General features: G+C 43.9%; 17 protein-coding genes. 2 read left to right on the forward strand and 15 right to left on the reverse strand.

Annotation, left to right across the window (positions count from 1 at the left end):
- Window positions 1-39: 39 nt before the first annotated feature.
- The 10 genes from ACTF5Q_RS01740 to ACTF5Q_RS01785 form a co-directional block, all read right to left on the reverse strand.
- Complete coding sequence (locus tag ACTF5Q_RS01740; RefSeq protein ID WP_438952990.1) at window positions 40-1,014, reverse strand: quinone oxidoreductase family protein; 975 nt, start codon at window positions 1,012-1,014, stop codon at window positions 40-42.
- A 422-nt stretch (window positions 1,015-1,436) separates the two neighbouring features.
- Window positions 1,437-1,727: a DUF1330 domain-containing protein gene (locus ACTF5Q_RS01745; RefSeq protein WP_438952991.1), complete on the reverse strand. Its 291-nt coding sequence runs from the start codon at window positions 1,725-1,727 to the stop codon at window positions 1,437-1,439.
- A 17-nt stretch (window positions 1,728-1,744) separates the two neighbouring features.
- Window positions 1,745-2,323 (reverse strand): hypothetical protein, encoded by a 579-nt coding sequence (locus ACTF5Q_RS01750; protein WP_154038760.1) that lies wholly within the window; start codon window positions 2,321-2,323, stop codon window positions 1,745-1,747.
- Window positions 2,324-2,344: 21 nt separating this feature from the next.
- A complete protein-coding gene (locus tag ACTF5Q_RS01755; RefSeq protein WP_438952992.1) occupies window positions 2,345-3,172 on the reverse strand; it encodes a carbon-nitrogen hydrolase family protein in 828 nt (275 codons plus the stop codon).
- A 4-nt stretch (window positions 3,173-3,176) separates the two neighbouring features.
- Entirely contained in the window at window positions 3,177-3,590 is a 414-nt protein-coding gene (locus ACTF5Q_RS01760; protein ID WP_438952993.1) for a hypothetical protein, read from the reverse strand.
- 12 nt (window positions 3,591-3,602) lie between these two features.
- Window positions 3,603-4,967 (reverse strand): FMN-binding glutamate synthase family protein, encoded by a 1,365-nt coding sequence (locus ACTF5Q_RS01765; protein WP_154034253.1) that lies wholly within the window; start codon window positions 4,965-4,967, stop codon window positions 3,603-3,605.
- Window positions 4,968-4,989: 22 nt separating this feature from the next.
- Window positions 4,990-5,859: a GXGXG motif-containing protein gene (locus ACTF5Q_RS01770; protein ID WP_164377272.1), complete on the reverse strand. Its 870-nt coding sequence runs from the start codon at window positions 5,857-5,859 to the stop codon at window positions 4,990-4,992.
- Window positions 5,847-6,782, reverse strand: coding sequence for a glutamine amidotransferase (locus ACTF5Q_RS01775; protein WP_438952994.1), 936 nt, complete (start codon window positions 6,780-6,782; stop codon window positions 5,847-5,849). The genes ACTF5Q_RS01770 and ACTF5Q_RS01775 overlap by 13 nt, the downstream gene beginning before the upstream one ends.
- Before the next feature lie 71 nt (window positions 6,783-6,853).
- A complete protein-coding gene (locus ACTF5Q_RS01780) occupies window positions 6,854-8,323 on the reverse strand; it encodes a glutamine synthetase family protein (protein ID WP_164377281.1) in 1,470 nt (489 codons plus the stop codon).
- Between the two features lie 76 nt (window positions 8,324-8,399).
- The gene (locus tag ACTF5Q_RS01785; protein ID WP_438952995.1) at window positions 8,400-9,743 is read right to left on the reverse strand and encodes an NAD(P)/FAD-dependent oxidoreductase; all 1,344 of its coding nucleotides are present in this window, start codon (window positions 9,741-9,743) and stop codon (window positions 8,400-8,402) included.
- 167 nt (window positions 9,744-9,910) lie between these two features.
- Here ACTF5Q_RS01785 and ACTF5Q_RS01790 point away from each other — a divergent pair, with 167 nt between their 5' ends.
- The gene (locus ACTF5Q_RS01790) at window positions 9,911-10,606 is read left to right on the forward strand and encodes a FadR/GntR family transcriptional regulator (protein ID WP_438952996.1); all 696 of its coding nucleotides are present in this window, start codon (window positions 9,911-9,913) and stop codon (window positions 10,604-10,606) included.
- A 15-nt stretch (window positions 10,607-10,621) separates the two neighbouring features.
- Here ACTF5Q_RS01790 and ACTF5Q_RS01795 read toward each other — a convergent pair whose 3' ends face one another.
- The gene (locus ACTF5Q_RS01795) at window positions 10,622-11,341 is read right to left on the reverse strand and encodes a type 1 glutamine amidotransferase (protein WP_438952997.1); all 720 of its coding nucleotides are present in this window, start codon (window positions 11,339-11,341) and stop codon (window positions 10,622-10,624) included.
- 209 nt (window positions 11,342-11,550) lie between these two features.
- Here ACTF5Q_RS01795 and ACTF5Q_RS01800 point away from each other — a divergent pair, with 209 nt between their 5' ends.
- Window positions 11,551-12,144, forward strand: coding sequence for a 2-hydroxychromene-2-carboxylate isomerase (locus tag ACTF5Q_RS01800; protein ID WP_438952998.1), 594 nt, complete (start codon window positions 11,551-11,553; stop codon window positions 12,142-12,144).
- Between the two features lie 23 nt (window positions 12,145-12,167).
- On the opposite strand, the gene ACTF5Q_RS01805 is transcribed toward ACTF5Q_RS01800, so the two are convergent.
- The 4 genes from ACTF5Q_RS01805 to ACTF5Q_RS01820 form a co-directional block, all read right to left on the reverse strand.
- The gene (locus ACTF5Q_RS01805) at window positions 12,168-12,293 is read right to left on the reverse strand and encodes a hypothetical protein (RefSeq protein WP_438952999.1); all 126 of its coding nucleotides are present in this window, start codon (window positions 12,291-12,293) and stop codon (window positions 12,168-12,170) included.
- A 40-nt stretch (window positions 12,294-12,333) separates the two neighbouring features.
- Window positions 12,334-13,512: a formate dehydrogenase subunit gamma gene (locus tag ACTF5Q_RS01810; protein ID WP_164377266.1), complete on the reverse strand. Its 1,179-nt coding sequence runs from the start codon at window positions 13,510-13,512 to the stop codon at window positions 12,334-12,336.
- Window positions 13,513-13,594: 82 nt separating this feature from the next.
- Complete coding sequence (gene fdh3B, locus ACTF5Q_RS01815) at window positions 13,595-14,188, reverse strand: formate dehydrogenase FDH3 subunit beta (protein WP_164377265.1); 594 nt, start codon at window positions 14,186-14,188, stop codon at window positions 13,595-13,597.
- A 12-nt stretch (window positions 14,189-14,200) separates the two neighbouring features.
- The gene (locus ACTF5Q_RS01820) at window positions 14,201-17,098 is read right to left on the reverse strand and encodes a formate dehydrogenase subunit alpha (RefSeq protein ID WP_164377264.1); all 2,898 of its coding nucleotides are present in this window, start codon (window positions 17,096-17,098) and stop codon (window positions 14,201-14,203) included.
- Between the last annotated feature and the right edge of the window lie 3 nt (window positions 17,099-17,101).

Here is a 17,101-nt window from a genome sequence, read left to right on the forward strand (position 1 = left end):
AGCGAAAAATTATATGAATATCGATCTATTTGTTTTTATTTATGGAGTTAAAATAGTCGACCCAGTTGTTTCTCTTCCCTCAAGCATATCATGGGCTTTACTAATATCTGATAGCGGAAATTCTTGGCCAACTAGCAGATTAATAGTGCCATCGCTGACTTTTTTGAAAAGTTGATCTGCCATCAGCTGACAGGTGTCACGATTAGAAATGTGGGAGAATACTGTTGGCCTGGTAACTTTCAGGGATCCTTTTGCTGCCAGTATACCGATATCAAATGGTGGTACTTTACCACTCGCATTACCAAAACTGATCATCATTCCTAGGGGTTTCAAGCAATCTAAAGATCCCTGAAATGTTGATGCGCCTACAGAATCCATTACAGCTTCCACACCCGCACCATTAGTAATTTCTTTTACTTCTTTTACAAAATCTTGGCTTTTGTAGTTTATGCAGTATTTTGCACCATGTTGCAGTGCCAGTTGGCACTTTTCATCTGAACCCGCAGTAGCTATTAAATTAATACCTTCCGATCTTGCCCACTGACAAGCAATTAAACCGACACCACCCGCAGCGGCATGAAACAGCACAGTATCTCCGCGATTAAGATGGGTTGTCCGATGAAATAAGTACTGAACGGTCAGCCCTTTCAACATTACTGCTGCACCAATTTTGAAACTTATATCATCAGGAAGCTTACAAACCTGTGCAGCCACCAAATTTCGCGCATCAGCATATGCGCCTGGCTTCCCACTGGCATATGCAACCCGATCACCCACTTTTAAGTGTGCTACACCATCACCTACTTTTGTCACAACACCGGATGCCTCTACTCCTAAAGCAGTGGGTAACTCAAGCGGATAAAGACCGGTTCTTTGATAGATATCTATATAGTTTAAACCCACCGCCTTGTGCTCTACCGTTACCTCGCCAGAAATTGGGGTTTCTAACGAAAATTCGGCTATCTCTAAGTTCTCAGAGCCACCGAATTGTCTGATAATTACTTTTCTCGGCATTGGGTCCTCCGTTATGATTACAAATTTCTGCTGCAGGCCTTATAGATTGTATTTGCTAGATGCAACTAATCAAAGAATACCAGTTTATAAAAAATTTTTATGAAGTTAGGCGAGGTCGCTTGATGGGAAGAGGAATACCAAGCGAACTCGCCGATACAACTAAACCAGGTTGTATGTGTAAGGTACTATATATAGCGATGTTTGTCAAAACTTTTCTAAATTTTGTAGAAACTTATAAATGTAGTAATCCGCAATCTATGCAGCTTAAAATATAGAACAAATCATAAACTAAGCGTTACTTATTATTGGCTTTTGCGCAATCAGAGATAATGAGACGGCTTTGGGATTATTGGAGTAAAATAAATACATAAGAATAGATATAGAGGCTTATGATAACTGACTCTCACTCTCTTTTTCTATTTCTAAAAACCCTCAACGATTGTCTGAACGCTGTCTGACGCTGCTTGTCTTTTCTTTTTCGCCTCAGAATACTTTTCCGAATGATACCAATTCATAGCATGATCATAGCTTGGGAAACGAATTATCACATTACGATCGCCTGGAGGATCACCTTCATAACTTGTTGCTTTACCCCCACGAACCAAAAATTCGCCATAAAAGGCATCTAGTGTTGGTTGCACCATATTGACATATTCTGCATATGCTTGTGGATCTTTGATTGAAATTTGAGCAATAACGTATCCGTATGGCATTTAATAAAGTCTTTATTTCAGAGTTCTTTAGAGACAGCCCAGTCCGGCTCAAAACCTAGTACAATCGTTTCATTTGGCAAATCGGGATTAAATAAACGGTTATGCGCCATAGTGGACTGGTTCAGAAGGTTTTTAGGTGTTAGCATCCAAACTTTGCAATAAAGCTCGAAACTTTGAGAATACGCAGAAAAAATCAATCGACAGTTTTCCGCGGCTCGAATTTTTGTTGCACCAGGAGAATTGGGAGGGAATGTAGAGGTGAGAATGTCTGAAAATTGTTTATGTTTCTGATAATATGTAGCAGAGAAATATTGAATGGCTTGATTACGACGCTGCGCCGGATCATTAGTTTTGCGAGCCATGTGAAGCATTTCAGGCGTCTCAGAATATCCAGGTAGTTTGTTCAGAATGGTAATAATCGCTCCCATACTTTCGTCACTACCCTCTATCAAGACATCGGGCATTATAGAATTATCGGGACGACCCATATTGTCTCGCATCATTAACTGGCGGCAATGACATTGCCACTTTAAAAATCTCTCCTTCAACGGATGATTTGTATAACTGTCACCTAAAAGTGATGCAACCGAACTCATGTCCTTCCTATCCTCTCATTTTTAACTAGTAACTTTGTAATTTTGATCATGCGACAAACTAGGTATTCTTGCGCGCACATCTTTTACTTCATCAAGATCGATACGAGCCTGAATAAAGCCCCTCTCCGCCTTACCATCAGCCAAAACTTCGCCCCAGGGATTGACAATTAAACTGTGACCATAACTTTCACCGCCCCCTGGTATTTCACCTACAGCGCAGGGAGCAACTATAAAACATCCATTCTCAATTGCGCGAGCGCGATTCAATACATGCCAATGAACTTCGCCAGTTTTTTTCATAAACGCGGCAGGAACTGCAATAACCTCCGCACCGGCTTGAGCTAAATCTCTAAAAAGTTGTGGAAAACGTAAATCGTAACAAATCACGTGCGCTAATTTAACATCATCAAAATTGATTATTGACGCATTATCTCCCGCGATTACAGTTGCACTTTCGCGATAAATTTCGGTCGGTGATATTTGGACATCGAAAAGATGGATTTTATCATATCGGCTAATTACCTTTCCCTCGGCATTAATCATTATCGCACGATTTATGATTTTATCGCTAGCAGAAGATACCGCAACGGATCCCAACGAAACACAGACCTTGGTTCGCCTTGCAAACTGCTGAAAAAGTGACACCATTGGATGATCCGCTTCAGGAGCAGCTGGAGGCTTCAACACACCCTCTTCACTAACCAGACCGGAACAGTACTCTGGAAGAAATAGGATGTCTGCCCCCGCCTCTACTGCTTCCTCGGCTATAGGCAAAGCCTCATCAATTGCTTCGCCTATAGTGGCTTTGGGACAGGTTTGAAGGCACGCTATACTCAGACGTCGTGCCACAAACTTAGAACTTCATATATGCTTTACGCAACCTAGCCAAAGGATGGCGATCAGACATTTGAAATTTTAACAGGAGTTCGCGCGCGATCATGTCTCGATCTTGCTGATTATCAGGCAAATCAATGCTGCTTGGAATTCGAACCCAACCGTTATTGTTTCGATCAAAAACTGCCGGTGCCCCTTCTTCGTAACCCATATGAATGTCTTCGAGCCAATTTAAGTCATCCCAGCCCATAATTTCCATGTATTTTTTCAAAAATGGGGTGAGCCTAGACTTGTCAGGCACTAAATTTACGTCATACCGATACCCGATATGCTGACCTATTTCTTTCTCACGTTCACTTTCTAGGCCATCAGCATCATCGATGAATTGATTAACATCTTTAATTTCAGACCCGCGATATTGTGTTCCAGCCATATTAATTACTCCTTAAAGATGATGGTAATCTTCGATACCAACCGTATGGTTGGTTCCAGCCAAAGGTACTCCTGCCATTGCAGATGCTTCCATAGTCAACGCGGCCAAATCTTCTGGCTCTAGACTATGTAAATGTGTCTTACCGCAAGCACGCGCGAATAGCTGCGCCTCTATGGTCAGAGTGTGTAAGAAATTATATACACGCTCAGCAGCTTCATCAGGATCAAGACGTTTACGCAGCTCCGGATCCTGCGTTGCCACACCAACTGGACAACGCCCAGTGTGGCAATGGTAGCAATATCCAGGCTCTGCACCAATTTCTTCAGGAAAATTGGCTTCTGGGATATCTTTGTTACAGTTCAATGCCATCATGGCTGAATGACCAATCGCAATTGCGTCAGCCCCCAAGGCGATAGCTTTTGCAATATCAGCTCCATTTCTGATACCACCGGCATAAACCAAACTAATTTCACCTCGTTTCCCGAGGTCATCTATAGCTTTGCGTGCTTGTCTAATAGCCGCCATCCCAGGCACACCAGTATCTTCGGTAGCTAAGTGTGGACCAGCTCCGGTACCACCTTCCATGCCGTCTATGTATATAGAATCTGGATCACATTTTACCGCCATCCGAACATCATCATAGACTCTTGCAGCACCTAATTTAAGCTGAATTGGAATTTGCCAATCGGTTGCTTCGCGAATCTCTTGAATCTTTAATGCAAGATCGTCTGGACCGAGCCAGTCTGGATGTCGAGCTGGCGATCTTTGGTCAATTCCAGCAGGAAGAGAACGCATTTCAGCAACCTGATCGGTAACCTTTTGCCCCATCAAATGGCCACCTAGACCAACCTTACAACCTTGACCAATGAAGAACTCGCATCCATCCGCCAATACTAGATGGTTCGGGTTGAAACCGTACCGTGACTGAATACACTGATAAAACCATTTGGAGCTATATCGACGCTCATCTGGGATCATACCACCTTCGCCAGAACAGGTCGCAGTTCCAGCCATAGTAGCTCCACGAGCAAGAGCCGTTTTAGCTTCATAGCTTAGGGCTCCAAAACTCATACCAGTTATATAAACGGGTATATCAAGTTCAAGCGGACGCTTTGCTCGAGGACCAATTACTGTTTTTGTCTCACATTTCTCACGATAACCTTCAATAACGAAACGAGTAAGCGTTCCTGGTAAAAAAGTTAAATCATCCCAGTGTGGAATTTTCTTAAATAGTGAAAACCCACGCATTCTGTAACGTCCAAGTTCAGACTTTATATGAATATCATCCATCACACGAGGCGGGAATATAAAGCTATCCCCGATACGGTTTACATCGCGGTCCAGTATTTTTTTTCTAGGCATATCTCCGTCGGCCATAGGTTCTATCCTTTCATTAAACTTATAAAATTAATTTCTTTTCGTTTGGTTCCAGATTGTCGTAGTTCCAGAGCTGTTTACCGGCCACAATCTTTGTAAAATGATCAACGCCCTTTTCTGGTAACATTCCATATTGAACTAGCTTGCTATTCAACCAGTTTCGGTCAAGCTCAGTAAGTTCAGCCGTTACTGCGTCAACCCCAAGGGATTTGATTTCACCACCAACAAATATGGTGCCATCATACATAGAGTCTCCAAGATTTTTACCAGCATTACCGCAAACAATCATACGCCCTCGTTGCATCATAAAGCCTGAAAGAGCCCCGGTGTCCCCACCAACAATTATCGTTCCACCCTTTTGATCGATACCAGTCCTAGAGCCAACAGATCCTCGACACACGAGATCACCACCTCTAATAGCTGCGCCAAAAGTTGAACCTGCATTTTTTTCGATTACAACTGTACCAGCCATCATGTTCTCTCCACACGACCAGCCAACACGCCCATTGATCCGTACATTAGGACCATCGATCAAACCTACTCCAAAATACCCTATGGAACCCTCGATAATAAGGTTTAGCCGACTGAGAATGCCAACACCAAGTGAGTGCTTCCCGCGGGGATTCTTCAATACGATAGTTCCGTATCCCTCTGCCATCAGAGCTCTGATATTAGAGTTTACTTCGGTAGTGGTCATATTATCGGTATCAAGCTCGGTCCGCTTATTGTAATCGACATCTGGAGCCCACGGGTATGTGAAGCGCTCCTCCGCGTCAGGATCAAACTCGATGTAAAGCGATTTTCCGCTGAGCGCTTCAGTTCTCATTCCGAGAGCTGTTACACGCTCTTCTTGTGTCATATTTTTCAATTCTGCATCACTTACGCTTTCCATACCCGAACCTCCTCATCATATGGATCATATGTATCGATTTCTTGCGGCAAAATAGCACGTATAGCGACTTCCTCAGAAGCCATCGCTATCAAATCATCACTTTCATAGAGCACGAGCGGCTTTGCTGCCATCGTATCTTTTGCCATACCAAGGTGATCTTTTGTGGCCACCAAATAGGTAAAGACGCCATCAATTTCCTCTATCGAGTTACGCAACGACTGCTCTAGTGTCAGGCCATTGGCTAAATTATGTGCCGTATAGACTGCTAAAAGCTCACTATCGCAATTTGACATGAAACGATGTCCTTTCCGCTCCATCTCTCTACGCATAATCCAATAATTAGTAATCTGACCATTATGAACTACACTCACGTCGTTATATGGGAAGGCCCAATACGGATGAGCAGACCTAATATCAACGTCGGATTCGGTAGCCATTCTCGTATGACCTATTCCATGAGTGCCATTGAATTCATTCAAACCATAGAGCCCAGCCACATCAGCCGCATCGCCCAGATCTTTAATTAATTCAAGCCCATTTCCGAGTGAAAGAATTTCAACATTTTCCGTCTCCTCGATATGCTCGGCCAACTCAGCAGTGTCACCATCATGCGAAATCAGATAACGCAACGCGTATTCGGTGGACTGCTCTTTTGAAATCACCTTCACACCATGTTCTTCCATTATATCTTCTACTGCAGAAATCCGATCAGCAAGCACTTTATGTATACCCCGACCTGTAGCCATGTCCTCAGCTTCTCCAACCTTTAAACGAAGCACATAGACACCCTCTTTAGACTCACCATAAACAGCATAACCTGTAGAGTCTGGGCCTCTATGTTTGAGAGCTTGCAGCATAGCTGTCATCTCGCCCCCAACATTCGACCTTTTACCCTTATGTATTAATCCAGCGATACCACACATAGTATTCTTCACCTCCTCGCGGCTATATAAAAATCAAGCATTTCATTGCCTTAAAAAATTACTGGTGTGCCCTATGGGAGGCACTCCATGTACATATCGTTATCCCAATCAGTGGCTGTAGACATAAAACGAGCCCATTCATCAAATTTGTACTCATGGTACAATCGATACATTTCACCTGGCATACCTTTACGCACGACGTCACTCTGCTCAAGATAGCTAAGAGCTTCACCTAGCGACATAGGAAGCTTTTTCACATCTTTACCTTCTTTGATCGCCTCATAGATATTTCTCTCCTCTGGCTCTCCCGGGCTGATACTATTATCAATGCCGTCGTCCATAGCCGCCAACAACGTTGAACCCATTAAGTAAGGATTGACCATAGAGTCGACAGAACGATACTCGAAACGCCCAGGCGCTGACACGCGAAGACCTGTTGTTCGGTTTTGAAAACCCCAATCTGCAAAAACTGGCGCCCAGAAACCTGTATCCCATAGCCTCCTGTAGGAGTTAACTGTTGAACACCCAATAGCGGTCAAGGCTTGAAGGTTTTTAACAACACCACCGATCGCGACTAATCCTTCAGCACCAGGCATTTGTGGATCATCATCATCTGGCATGAATGTGTTACTACCGCCCTTTACATACATGTAGTTCTCGCGCATTCCTGGGAGATTATCAGGATCATTTCCACATTTAACGAACTGATCTTCGCCACCTCTCCAGAGCGACATGTTATGATGGCAGCCAGATGCTGAAACACCCATAAATGGTTTCGTCATGAAACAAGCAAATATACCATGCTCTCTAGCTACTTGGGCACAAATTTGCCTGTAAGTAGTGAGCCGATCTGCATTTCGCAAAACATCGTCAAACATCCAATTTAGCTCAAGTTGACCCGGGGCGTCCTCATGATCGCCTTGGATCATATCTAGGCCCATTTTACGAGTGTACTCCATAACCTTCATAGTAACTGGACGTAGGCTTTCGAACTGATCAATATGATAGCAATAGGGCTTTGAAAAACCATCTTTTGGCTTGCCTTCTTCATCAAATTTTAGCCACATCATTTCTGGCTCTGTCCCAATCCTCAACTGTCTGCCATGCTTCGCTTGGAATTCTTCGTGCATGCGACGCAAATTCCCACGACAGTCAGCGGTTAAATATGCCCCCGGATCTGTTTTTTCCTCGCGGTTGCGGAATAGCGTGCAATAAAAACGACCAATTTCCGGCGCCCACGGTAATTGCATAAATGTTTCGGGTTCTGGTATTCCCACCAACTCTGCCGCTTCCGGACCATACCCCAAGTAATTACCTGCGCGGTCAGTGAACAGATTAACAGTTGCGCCATAAACCAGCTGAAATCCCTTCATAGCGACTGATTCCCAATGATCGGAGGGTATCCCTTTACCCATGATCTTTCCGGTCACTGATACGAATTGAAGGTACAAGTACTCAATTCCCATCGAGTCAATCATCGCACGCACTTGTTTAATTTTCTCATCGCGCCCAGGCGCCTCGACAAAACGTTCAATATCCATTTCAGCCACTTTAACTCTCCCTGTTTAGTATTCCTGGCACTTAGCCATTTGAGTTTATGTTATCTTCTTACGCATCTTAGCTCCAAGGATATGGACTATTCGATACAGGGTGAAGATTACCCTTCTCAAAACGATCAAACCTAAACGGTTCGAGAAGTTCTTGGCTCTCGCCCAATAACTCGTCAGCTATAAGGTGACCAACTCCGATCATCTTCCACCCATGATTGCTGTCAGCGATTAAAGTTGCATTGTCATGAAAGTGATCAAAAACAGGGAAACTATCGGCTGTAAAGCAGCCAATACCGCCAGATGCCTCCCTATGGTATTTACCCATCATGCCCTCAAATCTTTTATGACAATGAGCGAGCGCAGATACCCACATATGTGCAAATCCTTCGGAGGCAACAAACTCCGGTGATGAAGGGCCGTATGGATCAATAGCCACTTTGTCTACCTCCGTGTCGACTTTGTATGGAGAGGCCCCACCCTGAATACCGTTGAAGTGCCAATCAGGCTTGTAATAAATCCCCCACATTTCATCTGAAATTAGCGACCCATCAACACAAGAGTGTAAGGGTGCATCTGTATCTACATGCACCACTGGCGGGGTTTTGCCATCGTTCGTCTGCAAAACCTCTGGTGGCAATTGCAGAACGCCCTCTTCAAGTTGCCAGAACCGCCACATATCAATATCATGATGCAATTCACCAGATAGATCCTTCAGACTGATCTTTTTCGGCATGCCCAACATTTCCCAAAAGTCACGCGCCCAGGGACCTGGAGCAACCACGAGCTTGTCACACGATACTATTCCATGCGAAGTATCAACTGACTTTATGCTTGAAGAACCACTTTCGGTATTTAGGCCTTTCACCTCGACCCCAGAAATGATGCGCACCCCTCGGTCTTCAACTTTTTTGGCCAACCCATACATCGATTTAGTGTTGTTAGAGTAACCGCCTCTTTTTTCATGTAGAACAGACGTGATATTCTGTGCCTGCCAATCGCTAAACAGATCTTTCATGTATGCGTCTGAGGCACTTGCACCTTCTATAAAAACACTTTCATACCCAATGGCCTTCTGCTGCTCATAAATTGAGGCCACATCCTCATGCATAGATTCACACGAAATCTGCATGTAACCTACTGGGTGATAGCTAAGACCCTTTGGATCGCTTTCCCAGACATCTACGGAGTGGGCCATCAACCGACGCATTGCTGGCTGATAGTAATTGTTTCGCACAACGCCACATGCAATCCCAGAAGCTCCAGAAGCAATTCCTGACTTATCTAAAACAATTATACGTCCTTCGACAGCTTCACCTATGGAACTCAAACGCTCTGCTAAACGCCAGGCAGTTGAGAGACCATGTATACCAGCCCCTATAATTAAATAATCCGCATGCGTTGGAAATGCCATAAAACCTACTCCCCTTCTAATTCAAGCGAACAACTGACTTCGCACTATTTGGAAACCCTATCCCAGTATATTTTTTGTGAATAGTGAACCAAAAGTCAACCTTTTTTATTCCAATACTTGATTTATTTTTCAAATTTGTATATATTGGTTCAAAATTGGAGCAAATAATGGTTGTGATGGCGGAAAATAAAAAAAAGTTAAATGCAGCTAACCTTGCTTCTCTATTGCGAAGCGAGATTAATCTTGGCCAATATGTTCGCAATGACAAACTTCCAACAGAGCGAGATATGGCGGATACTTATGGCGTTTCCCGAGGCACAGTACGAGAAGCACTAACAAAATTAATGGAAAATGGACTAGTTGAAATTAAACATGGTAGTGGTACATATGTAACTTTTGACGGAAAATCATCCACACCAAACGCGATCCAATCAGCGAATCCATTAGAATTGATAGATGCACGTTTTGCTTTAGAACCCCACATTTGCCGTCTTGCAGTACTACACGGTAGGCGGGAAGATTTCGACAAATTAACCTTGCTTTGTGACAAAATGGAATCGAGCCTGCATGATACTTTAGAATTTTCAGCAGCAGATACAGAATTTCATCACACGCTCGTAAAATGTACACGGAACGTTTTATTAATTTGGATTATTGACCAAATCAACTCAGTGAGAGGGCAAACTGACTGGAAGAGAATGCGCGGACTGACACTCAATCCGACCGTAATTGATCAATATAATAAACAACATCGTAAAATACTCGAAGCCCTATATAGACGCGAGCCTGAGGCAGCGGCTAACAGTATGAAAGAGCATTTAGAAACAGTTAGATTATCTTTAACACGAGCTGCAGCAGCCTAGATTTAGAACTAAGGCTTAAACGCGCGCAGAAGTCTGGAGCCAATTAAGATAAAGACGTTCTGCCATCGTATTAAAATCATTCATATGGACCGCGCAATCTTTCTCAAGTTTTTCCTGCCCGCTGGGGCCTAGGGCTGCTTTCAAACTGTCGGCATATTCAGAAATAGTTGCCCAATCAGCAATTGTAGAGTGCTCGATTTCGACGTGAAACTGCATCGAATAGGCTCTAGGACCCCAACTCATCGCTTGAACTGCACAATTTTTAGAGGTCGCAAGCACTTTGGCACCTGCTGGAAGTTTCTTTATCTCAGCACCATGCCATTGGAGGCAGGATATTTTTTCGGGTATACCATCGAATAAAATTCCGGACGCTCCATCTTCGGTCAGTTGAACCTCCATGACACCGACCTCAGCAGTTTCTGACTTACCAACAACACCACCGAGAGACTCAGCTAACAATTGATGACCCAAGCACAAGCCAAGGAATGGTATGCCCTTTTCCTCTACCGCCGTTTTAATGAAAGCTTTTTCCTTTTTAAGCCACGGGTAATCCTGTTCTTGCCATACATCCATTGGCCCACCTAATACCCACAAACCATCGAAGCTATCTATCGAAGGAATCTCTTGACCCTCATCAAGATGAACAACTTCCCAACTGTGACCATCCTCTTTAAGAAACTTCTGAAATATTCCCGGATGCTCAATCCGCGCATGCTGTAAAACGAGTAAATGCATTTATCCTCCATTCCTGCAGCAATTAGACATGTCTAAATAAAACAAGCAAGACAAAAAAATTAAAGTTGATTAGGTATGAATGAAACAGCTTGTATAGGCTCTCCCAAAATCTTCCAAGGGACTTTAAAATAGAAATCTTTGATTACAAAATGCTTGTCTCTGGGACCCTGATGCTGTGTATTTAGAACAACAAAACCGGAGGTTACTGTATGGCTAGAAAATTAACGGCGTGGTTGTCAATTGGCAGCACATATTCTTACTTAACTGCGATGCGTATAAAAGAAGTTGTCAAGGAAGAAGATATCAATCTTTCGATTATTCCTATAAGCATCAGACAAATAATGAAAAGTATGGACAATATTCCGTTTCCTCCCTCTAAAAAAACAAAGGTAAATTATATGTGGCGGGATATAGAGAGAAGAGCGTCTCTGTACAAAGTGCCCGTTCCAAAAGTGCCCGCGCCTTATCCTTTAAAAGAGTTTGACCGAGCAAATTTAGTAGGGATAGTTATGAACGACAAAGGACTTTACTTGGATTACTTCAAGTGTACTTATGAGGAGTGGTTTTTAAACGGGAACGAAGCTGGTTCGAAACAAAACCTTGAGGTAACGCTGAAAAAATTAGGCTTGGATTTACAGGAAACAATTACTTTAGCAGACACAATGGAAGAGCGGTACATAGAGAATACTAAGCAAGCTTTAGACTTTGGCATTTTCGGCGTCCCAAGTTTTTCTTTTTCAAACGAGATATTTTGGGGAGACGACCGATTGGAAGACGCAATTCGCCTAGCTCCCCAAAAGTGATACGGCCATTGAATTAGCGTATTCTAATCTAAACGTACCGCAGGTCCCGAATATACTTCAGGTGTGGAGAAACCACTGTTTGACAACAGTTCGTCAGCTGCAAAAGCTATCACTATTGTAGCCGCGAACCCTATTAACATTACCTTCATTTTTACCTACTCAAGCTAATACTATTTAAACAACCTAGACCTATTCAGCAGGCTCTTTTGTTGAAACCTTACCCTTTACCTCGTCATACCAAATTGAGTGATGCTGATGGGCCCATTTCTCATCGACTTCTCCATTGCCCATAGCGCTGTAAGCACCTTCCATACCTACTGAGCCAATATAAATATGCGCTATTATCATCGCCATCATTACAAATGATACAATTGCGTGCCACGCTTGCGCTAATTGCATTTCTTGCTGCGGAGACATCTCAGTTTGTAAGGTGCCTAAGCCAAATGCTTGTGGTAAACCAGTATCATTCAAAATAGCAAACGTTTTAGCAAACATCGGTATCTCAAATGGAAATAATAGCGAAAGACCAGAGGCAGACACAGAGGCACCAAGCACAATAACCCCCCAAAATATAATTTTTTGACCAAAATTAAATTTTCTTGCGGGCGGATGTGCATCACTAAAAATACCACCGCCCTGTTTTATCCACACCAGGTCAGTTCTATTTGGAATATTGTGATATACCCACAACACAAAAACTATAACTAGAGCTATCATAAAAGCCCAGGAAACGTTGTTATGCACCCACTTAGAGGCAATTAAAACAACTGAATTTAGCTCTTTACCAAAATAAGGCTGCAAGATAGCCCGCCCAAACAAACTCAGTAACCCAGTAAAACCCAAAAGAATAAAGGAGCCTGCAAGCAGCCAATGTGCAAACCTCTCAAAGGCTTTAAATCTTGTAATCGTCGTGCCAGCCATACCACCATCTACAGGTATCCTGCCTCTACCGAGATAAAATAGTAAAAGCGCTGCTATAGTACCAAGGAGTAGGAAGCCGCCATACGTGCGTAATGGACCCTCTCTAAATTTCCACCAAGGCATGCCAGCACTTTGAATTAATACAGGTCCCAAATCACCGTTAGAAGCACTTTGCGCATTTGCGGATCCATATCGTATAGCTCTCCATAATTCTGGATCAGATGCTCCGCCCAAGGTACCCAGTTGATCTGTTATTCCCTTAGCGGAGCCGGGTCCACCGGTACTATTTCGACGATCGTTATCATCTACAGACAATCCCTTTTGCCTCGCCATTATGTCTTCCAAAGTTTGCGCACCACCTGTGGAAGCTCTATCAACTTTTTGTTCCTGTGCAACTAATGGAAACGCCAGAAAAAATACCAATATGAAACTCAATACTGAACGCATATTTACCTCACCCTAAAATGAATTAGCTGGAAAAATATAAAAGGGCAGACTTATTTCGTCTGCCCTCCAATGTTTAGATATATTAGCCGCCTTTTTGCTCGTAAGCTGTTCCCCAGCCCCAAGCACCTGAGCCAAAACCACGCGCAACTACTCGCTCACGATACACAGAAGCGACGATATCGCCATCTCCCGCAAGTAGCGCTTTAGTTGCACACATTTCAGCACAAACAGGAAGCTTACCCTCAGCAATTCGGTTACGACCGTATTTAGAGAACTCCGCTGACGAATGGTTCTCTTCTGGACCACCAGCACAGAATGTACACTTATCCATTTTACCACGAGACCCAAAATTTCCTGCTTGAGGAAATTGCGGAGCTCCAAAAGGACAGGCATAAAAGCAGTATCCACACCCAATACACAAATCCTTGGAATGTAATACAACACCTTCTTCATTTTGATAAAAGCAGTCCACCGGACATACAGCCATACACGGAGCATCGGAACAATGCATACATGCAACTGAAATAGAACGCTCTCCAGGATTACCATCTTGAATAGTAACCACCCTTCGGCGGTTAATACCCCAGGGCACCTCGTGCTCATTCTTACAAGCAGTTACACAAGCATTACACTCGATGCAGCGCTCGGCATCACATAAAAACTTAGCTCTTGCCATATCTTATCCTCCCTACGCTGACCAGATTTTACAAAGCGTTGCTTTGGTTTCTTGCATTTGAGTAACAGAGTCATAGCCATAAGTTTGAGCAGTATTTGAGCTCTCACCAAGTACGTATGGATCTGCACCTTTTGGATACTTGTCACGCAAGTCCTCACCCTGGAAGTGTCCTCCAAAATGGAACGGCATGAACGCGACCCCCTCGCCGACGCGATTTGTAATCATGGCCATAACCTTGACTTTCGCGCCTTCAGGACCTTCAACCCAAACCTGAGCACCATCGCGGACCCCCAAATTATTGGCGTCCCGAGGGTTTATTTCAACGAACATATCCTGTTGAAGCTCAGCCAACCATGGATTAGACCGCGTTTCATCACCCCCACCTTCATACTCAACCAGTCTACCTGACGTTAGTATCATAGGATATTCCTTACTAAAGTCCTGCTTTTGAATTGAAGCATAAAGAGTAGGAAGTCTGTAAAACTTACGATCTTCATAAGTTGGATAATCTTCCACGAGATCCCGTCTGTTTGTATAGAGGGGTTCTCTATGCAGAGGAACAGGATCAGGGAAAGTCCAGACAACTGCTCTAGCTTTCGCATTTCCAAACGGAGCACAACCATGCTTAATGGCAACCCTCTGGATACCACCGGACAAATCTGTCTTCCAGTTTGTCTTTGGCCCAGCAACGGCGTCGATTGCGGCACGTTCGTCCGCAGTTAAATCGCCATCCCAACCTAAATCCATTAGCATCTGCATTGTGAATTCAGGATAACCATCTTGTAGTTCTGCTCCAGGGTTTGAAACACCTTCAGCCAGAAGATTATCACCATCTCGTTCGACACCGAAACGTGCTCTAAAGGTCAATCCACCTTCAGCTACAGGTTTACTCATGTCGTACAGGTTTGGAGTTCCGGGATGGTTCATCTCAGGAGTTCCCCAGCTCGGCCATGGAAGTCCATAATAATCACCATCTGCTGGGCCACCATTAGCGCGAAGCGTTGTACGGTCGAATGTATGCTGGTTCTCCATATGCAATTTCAAACGCTCCGGAGATTGCCCTGTATACCCGATAGTCCACATACCGCTGTTAATCTCGCGGAGGGTATCCTCTATATTAGGTGTAACCCCGTCGGCCTCAATCTTGATATTTCTGAAAAATCTATCATGAAAACCAAACTTTTTAGCAAACAAACCTATGATTTCATGGTCTGTCTTACTTTCAAATAATGGATCGACAACTTTATCACGCCATTGAATTGAACGGTTAGAAGCTGTAACTGAACCATAAGTTTCGAATTGAGTACATGCAGGAAGCAAGTATACACCATCAGTTCGATCACTCAAAACAGCTGAAACAGTAGGATATGGATCAATAACAACTAGCATGTCTAGTTTTTCCATTGCCGTTTTCATTTCAGTCATTCGTGTTTGAGAGTTCGGAGCGTGGCCCCAAAGAACCATCGCGCGTACACGGTCAGGGTTATCCATATTATTTGGATCTTCTAGAACGCCGTCTATCCAGCGCGAAACTGGAATTCCGGTAAGGTTCATTAGGTTTTTATCCTTACCATCTGCTCCTTTAACCGTAGCAAATTGATTAGAAAGCCAATCGAAATCTTCACCCCAAACGCGAGCCCAATGACCCCAGGCGCCCTTAGACAAACCATAATAGCCTGGCAATGTATGAGATAAAATACCTAAATCAGTTGCACCTTGCACGTTATCGTGACCTCGGAAAATGTTAGTACCACCTCCGGTTGTACCCATGTTTCCTAATGCTAACTGAAGCACGCAGTATGCACGCGTATTGTTGTTACCATTCGTATGCTGCGTTCCGCCCATACACCAGATAACTGTTCCAGGGCGATTGTTTGCCATAGTTCTAGCAACACGCTTAAGCTGAGAACCCGGAGTACCCGTGACTCTTTCAACTTCCTCAGGTGTCCACTTAGCAACCTCTTCCTTGATTTGGTCCATACCCCAAACGCGTGTTCGGATAAATTCCTTATCTTCCCAACCGTTTTCGAAAATATGCCACAAAATGCCCCAAATAAGCGCTACGTCTGATCCAGGTCTGAAGCGAACATACTCGTCAGCGTGGGCTGCCGTTCTTGTGAACCTTGGGTCACAAACAATCAGAGGTGCGTTATTTTGTTCCTTCGCCTTCATTACATGGAGCAATGAAACAGGATGTGCTTCTGCCGGATTACCGCCTATAATGAAGATTGCACGTGAATTGTGAATGTCATTGTAGGAATTGGTCATGGCGCCGTAGCCCCATGTATTTGCAACACCGGCAACTGTGGTTGAGTGACAAATTCGCGCCTGGTGGTCTACGTTATTTGTACCCCAATAAGCGGCAAATTTTCTGAATAGATAGGCTTGTTCGTTATTTACCTTTGCAGAACCTAGCCAATAAACACTATCTGGGCCACTTTCTTGACGGATCTTCATCATGCCGTCGCCAATTTCATCTATGGCCTGTTCCCAGCTAATTCTAATCCACTCGCCACCCTCTTTTTTCATAGGATATTTAAGTCTTCTTTCGCCGTGCGCATGCTCTCTTACAGCAGCGCCCTTGGCACAATGTGCGCCCAAATTGAATGGACTATCCCAGCCAGGCTCTTGGCCAGTCCAAACTCCATCCTGCACTTCAGCTACAACCGTGCAGCCTACCGAACAGTGAGTACACACTGACTTAATAGTTTCTACCGACTGATTAGCAGCTGATGCTGCTGCAGCCTGAGTAACAGCGCCACCTGTTGCGGCTATTGCTGTCAATCCTCCGATTGCCAAACCTGAACCACGTAAAAAATCACGTCTATCTACAGATTTATTGGCTACTTCTGAAAGGATACTTGTCCTTTGGGAGCGTCGCGCAACCCCGTTGGTCTTTTTCCTAAGCATTTT

This window comes from Candidatus Salinivivens marinus, assembly GCF_965655845.1.
Taxonomy (GTDB): Bacteria; Pseudomonadota; Alphaproteobacteria; order Rhodobacterales; family Rhodobacteraceae; genus Salinivivens; species Salinivivens marinus.

Bases quoted from the DNA above. Each gene is read 5' to 3' on its own strand.
- ACTF5Q_RS01740 (WP_438952990.1), bottom strand. From the start codon at position 1,014: ATGCCGAGAAAAGTAATTATCAGACAATTCGGTGGCTCTGAGAACTTA.
- ACTF5Q_RS01745 (WP_438952991.1), bottom strand. From the start codon at position 1,727: ATGCCATACGGATACGTTATTGCTCAAATTTCAATCAAAGATCCACAA.
- ACTF5Q_RS01750 (WP_154038760.1), bottom strand. From the start codon at position 2,323: ATGAGTTCGGTTGCATCACTTTTAGGTGACAGTTATACAAATCATCCG.
- ACTF5Q_RS01760 (WP_438952993.1), bottom strand. From the start codon at position 3,590: ATGGCTGGAACACAATATCGCGGGTCTGAAATTAAAGATGTTAATCAA.
- ACTF5Q_RS01765 (WP_154034253.1), bottom strand. From the start codon at position 4,967: ATGGCCGACGGAGATATGCCTAGAAAAAAAATACTGGACCGCGATGTA.
- ACTF5Q_RS01770 (WP_164377272.1), bottom strand. From the start codon at position 5,859: ATGGAAAGCGTAAGTGATGCAGAATTGAAAAATATGACACAAGAAGAG.
- ACTF5Q_RS01775 (WP_438952994.1), bottom strand. From the start codon at position 6,782: ATGTGTGGTATCGCTGGATTAATACATAAGGGTAAAAGGTCGAATGTT.
- ACTF5Q_RS01780 (WP_164377281.1), bottom strand. From the start codon at position 8,323: ATGGATATTGAACGTTTTGTCGAGGCGCCTGGGCGCGATGAGAAAATT.
- ACTF5Q_RS01785 (WP_438952995.1), bottom strand. From the start codon at position 9,743: ATGGCATTTCCAACGCATGCGGATTATTTAATTATAGGGGCTGGTATA.
- ACTF5Q_RS01790 (WP_438952996.1), top strand. From the start codon at position 9,911: ATGGTTGTGATGGCGGAAAATAAAAAAAAGTTAAATGCAGCTAACCTT.
- ACTF5Q_RS01795 (WP_438952997.1), bottom strand. From the start codon at position 11,341: ATGCATTTACTCGTTTTACAGCATGCGCGGATTGAGCATCCGGGAATA.
- ACTF5Q_RS01800 (WP_438952998.1), top strand. From the start codon at position 11,551: ATGGCTAGAAAATTAACGGCGTGGTTGTCAATTGGCAGCACATATTCT.
- ACTF5Q_RS01805 (WP_438952999.1), bottom strand. From the start codon at position 12,293: ATGAAGGTAATGTTAATAGGGTTCGCGGCTACAATAGTGATAGCTTTT.
- ACTF5Q_RS01810 (WP_164377266.1), bottom strand. From the start codon at position 13,512: ATGCGTTCAGTATTGAGTTTCATATTGGTATTTTTTCTGGCGTTTCCA.
- fdh3B (WP_164377265.1), bottom strand. From the start codon at position 14,188: ATGGCAAGAGCTAAGTTTTTATGTGATGCCGAGCGCTGCATCGAGTGT.
- ACTF5Q_RS01820 (WP_164377264.1), bottom strand. From the start codon at position 17,098: ATGCTTAGGAAAAAGACCAACGGGGTTGCGCGACGCTCCCAAAGGACA.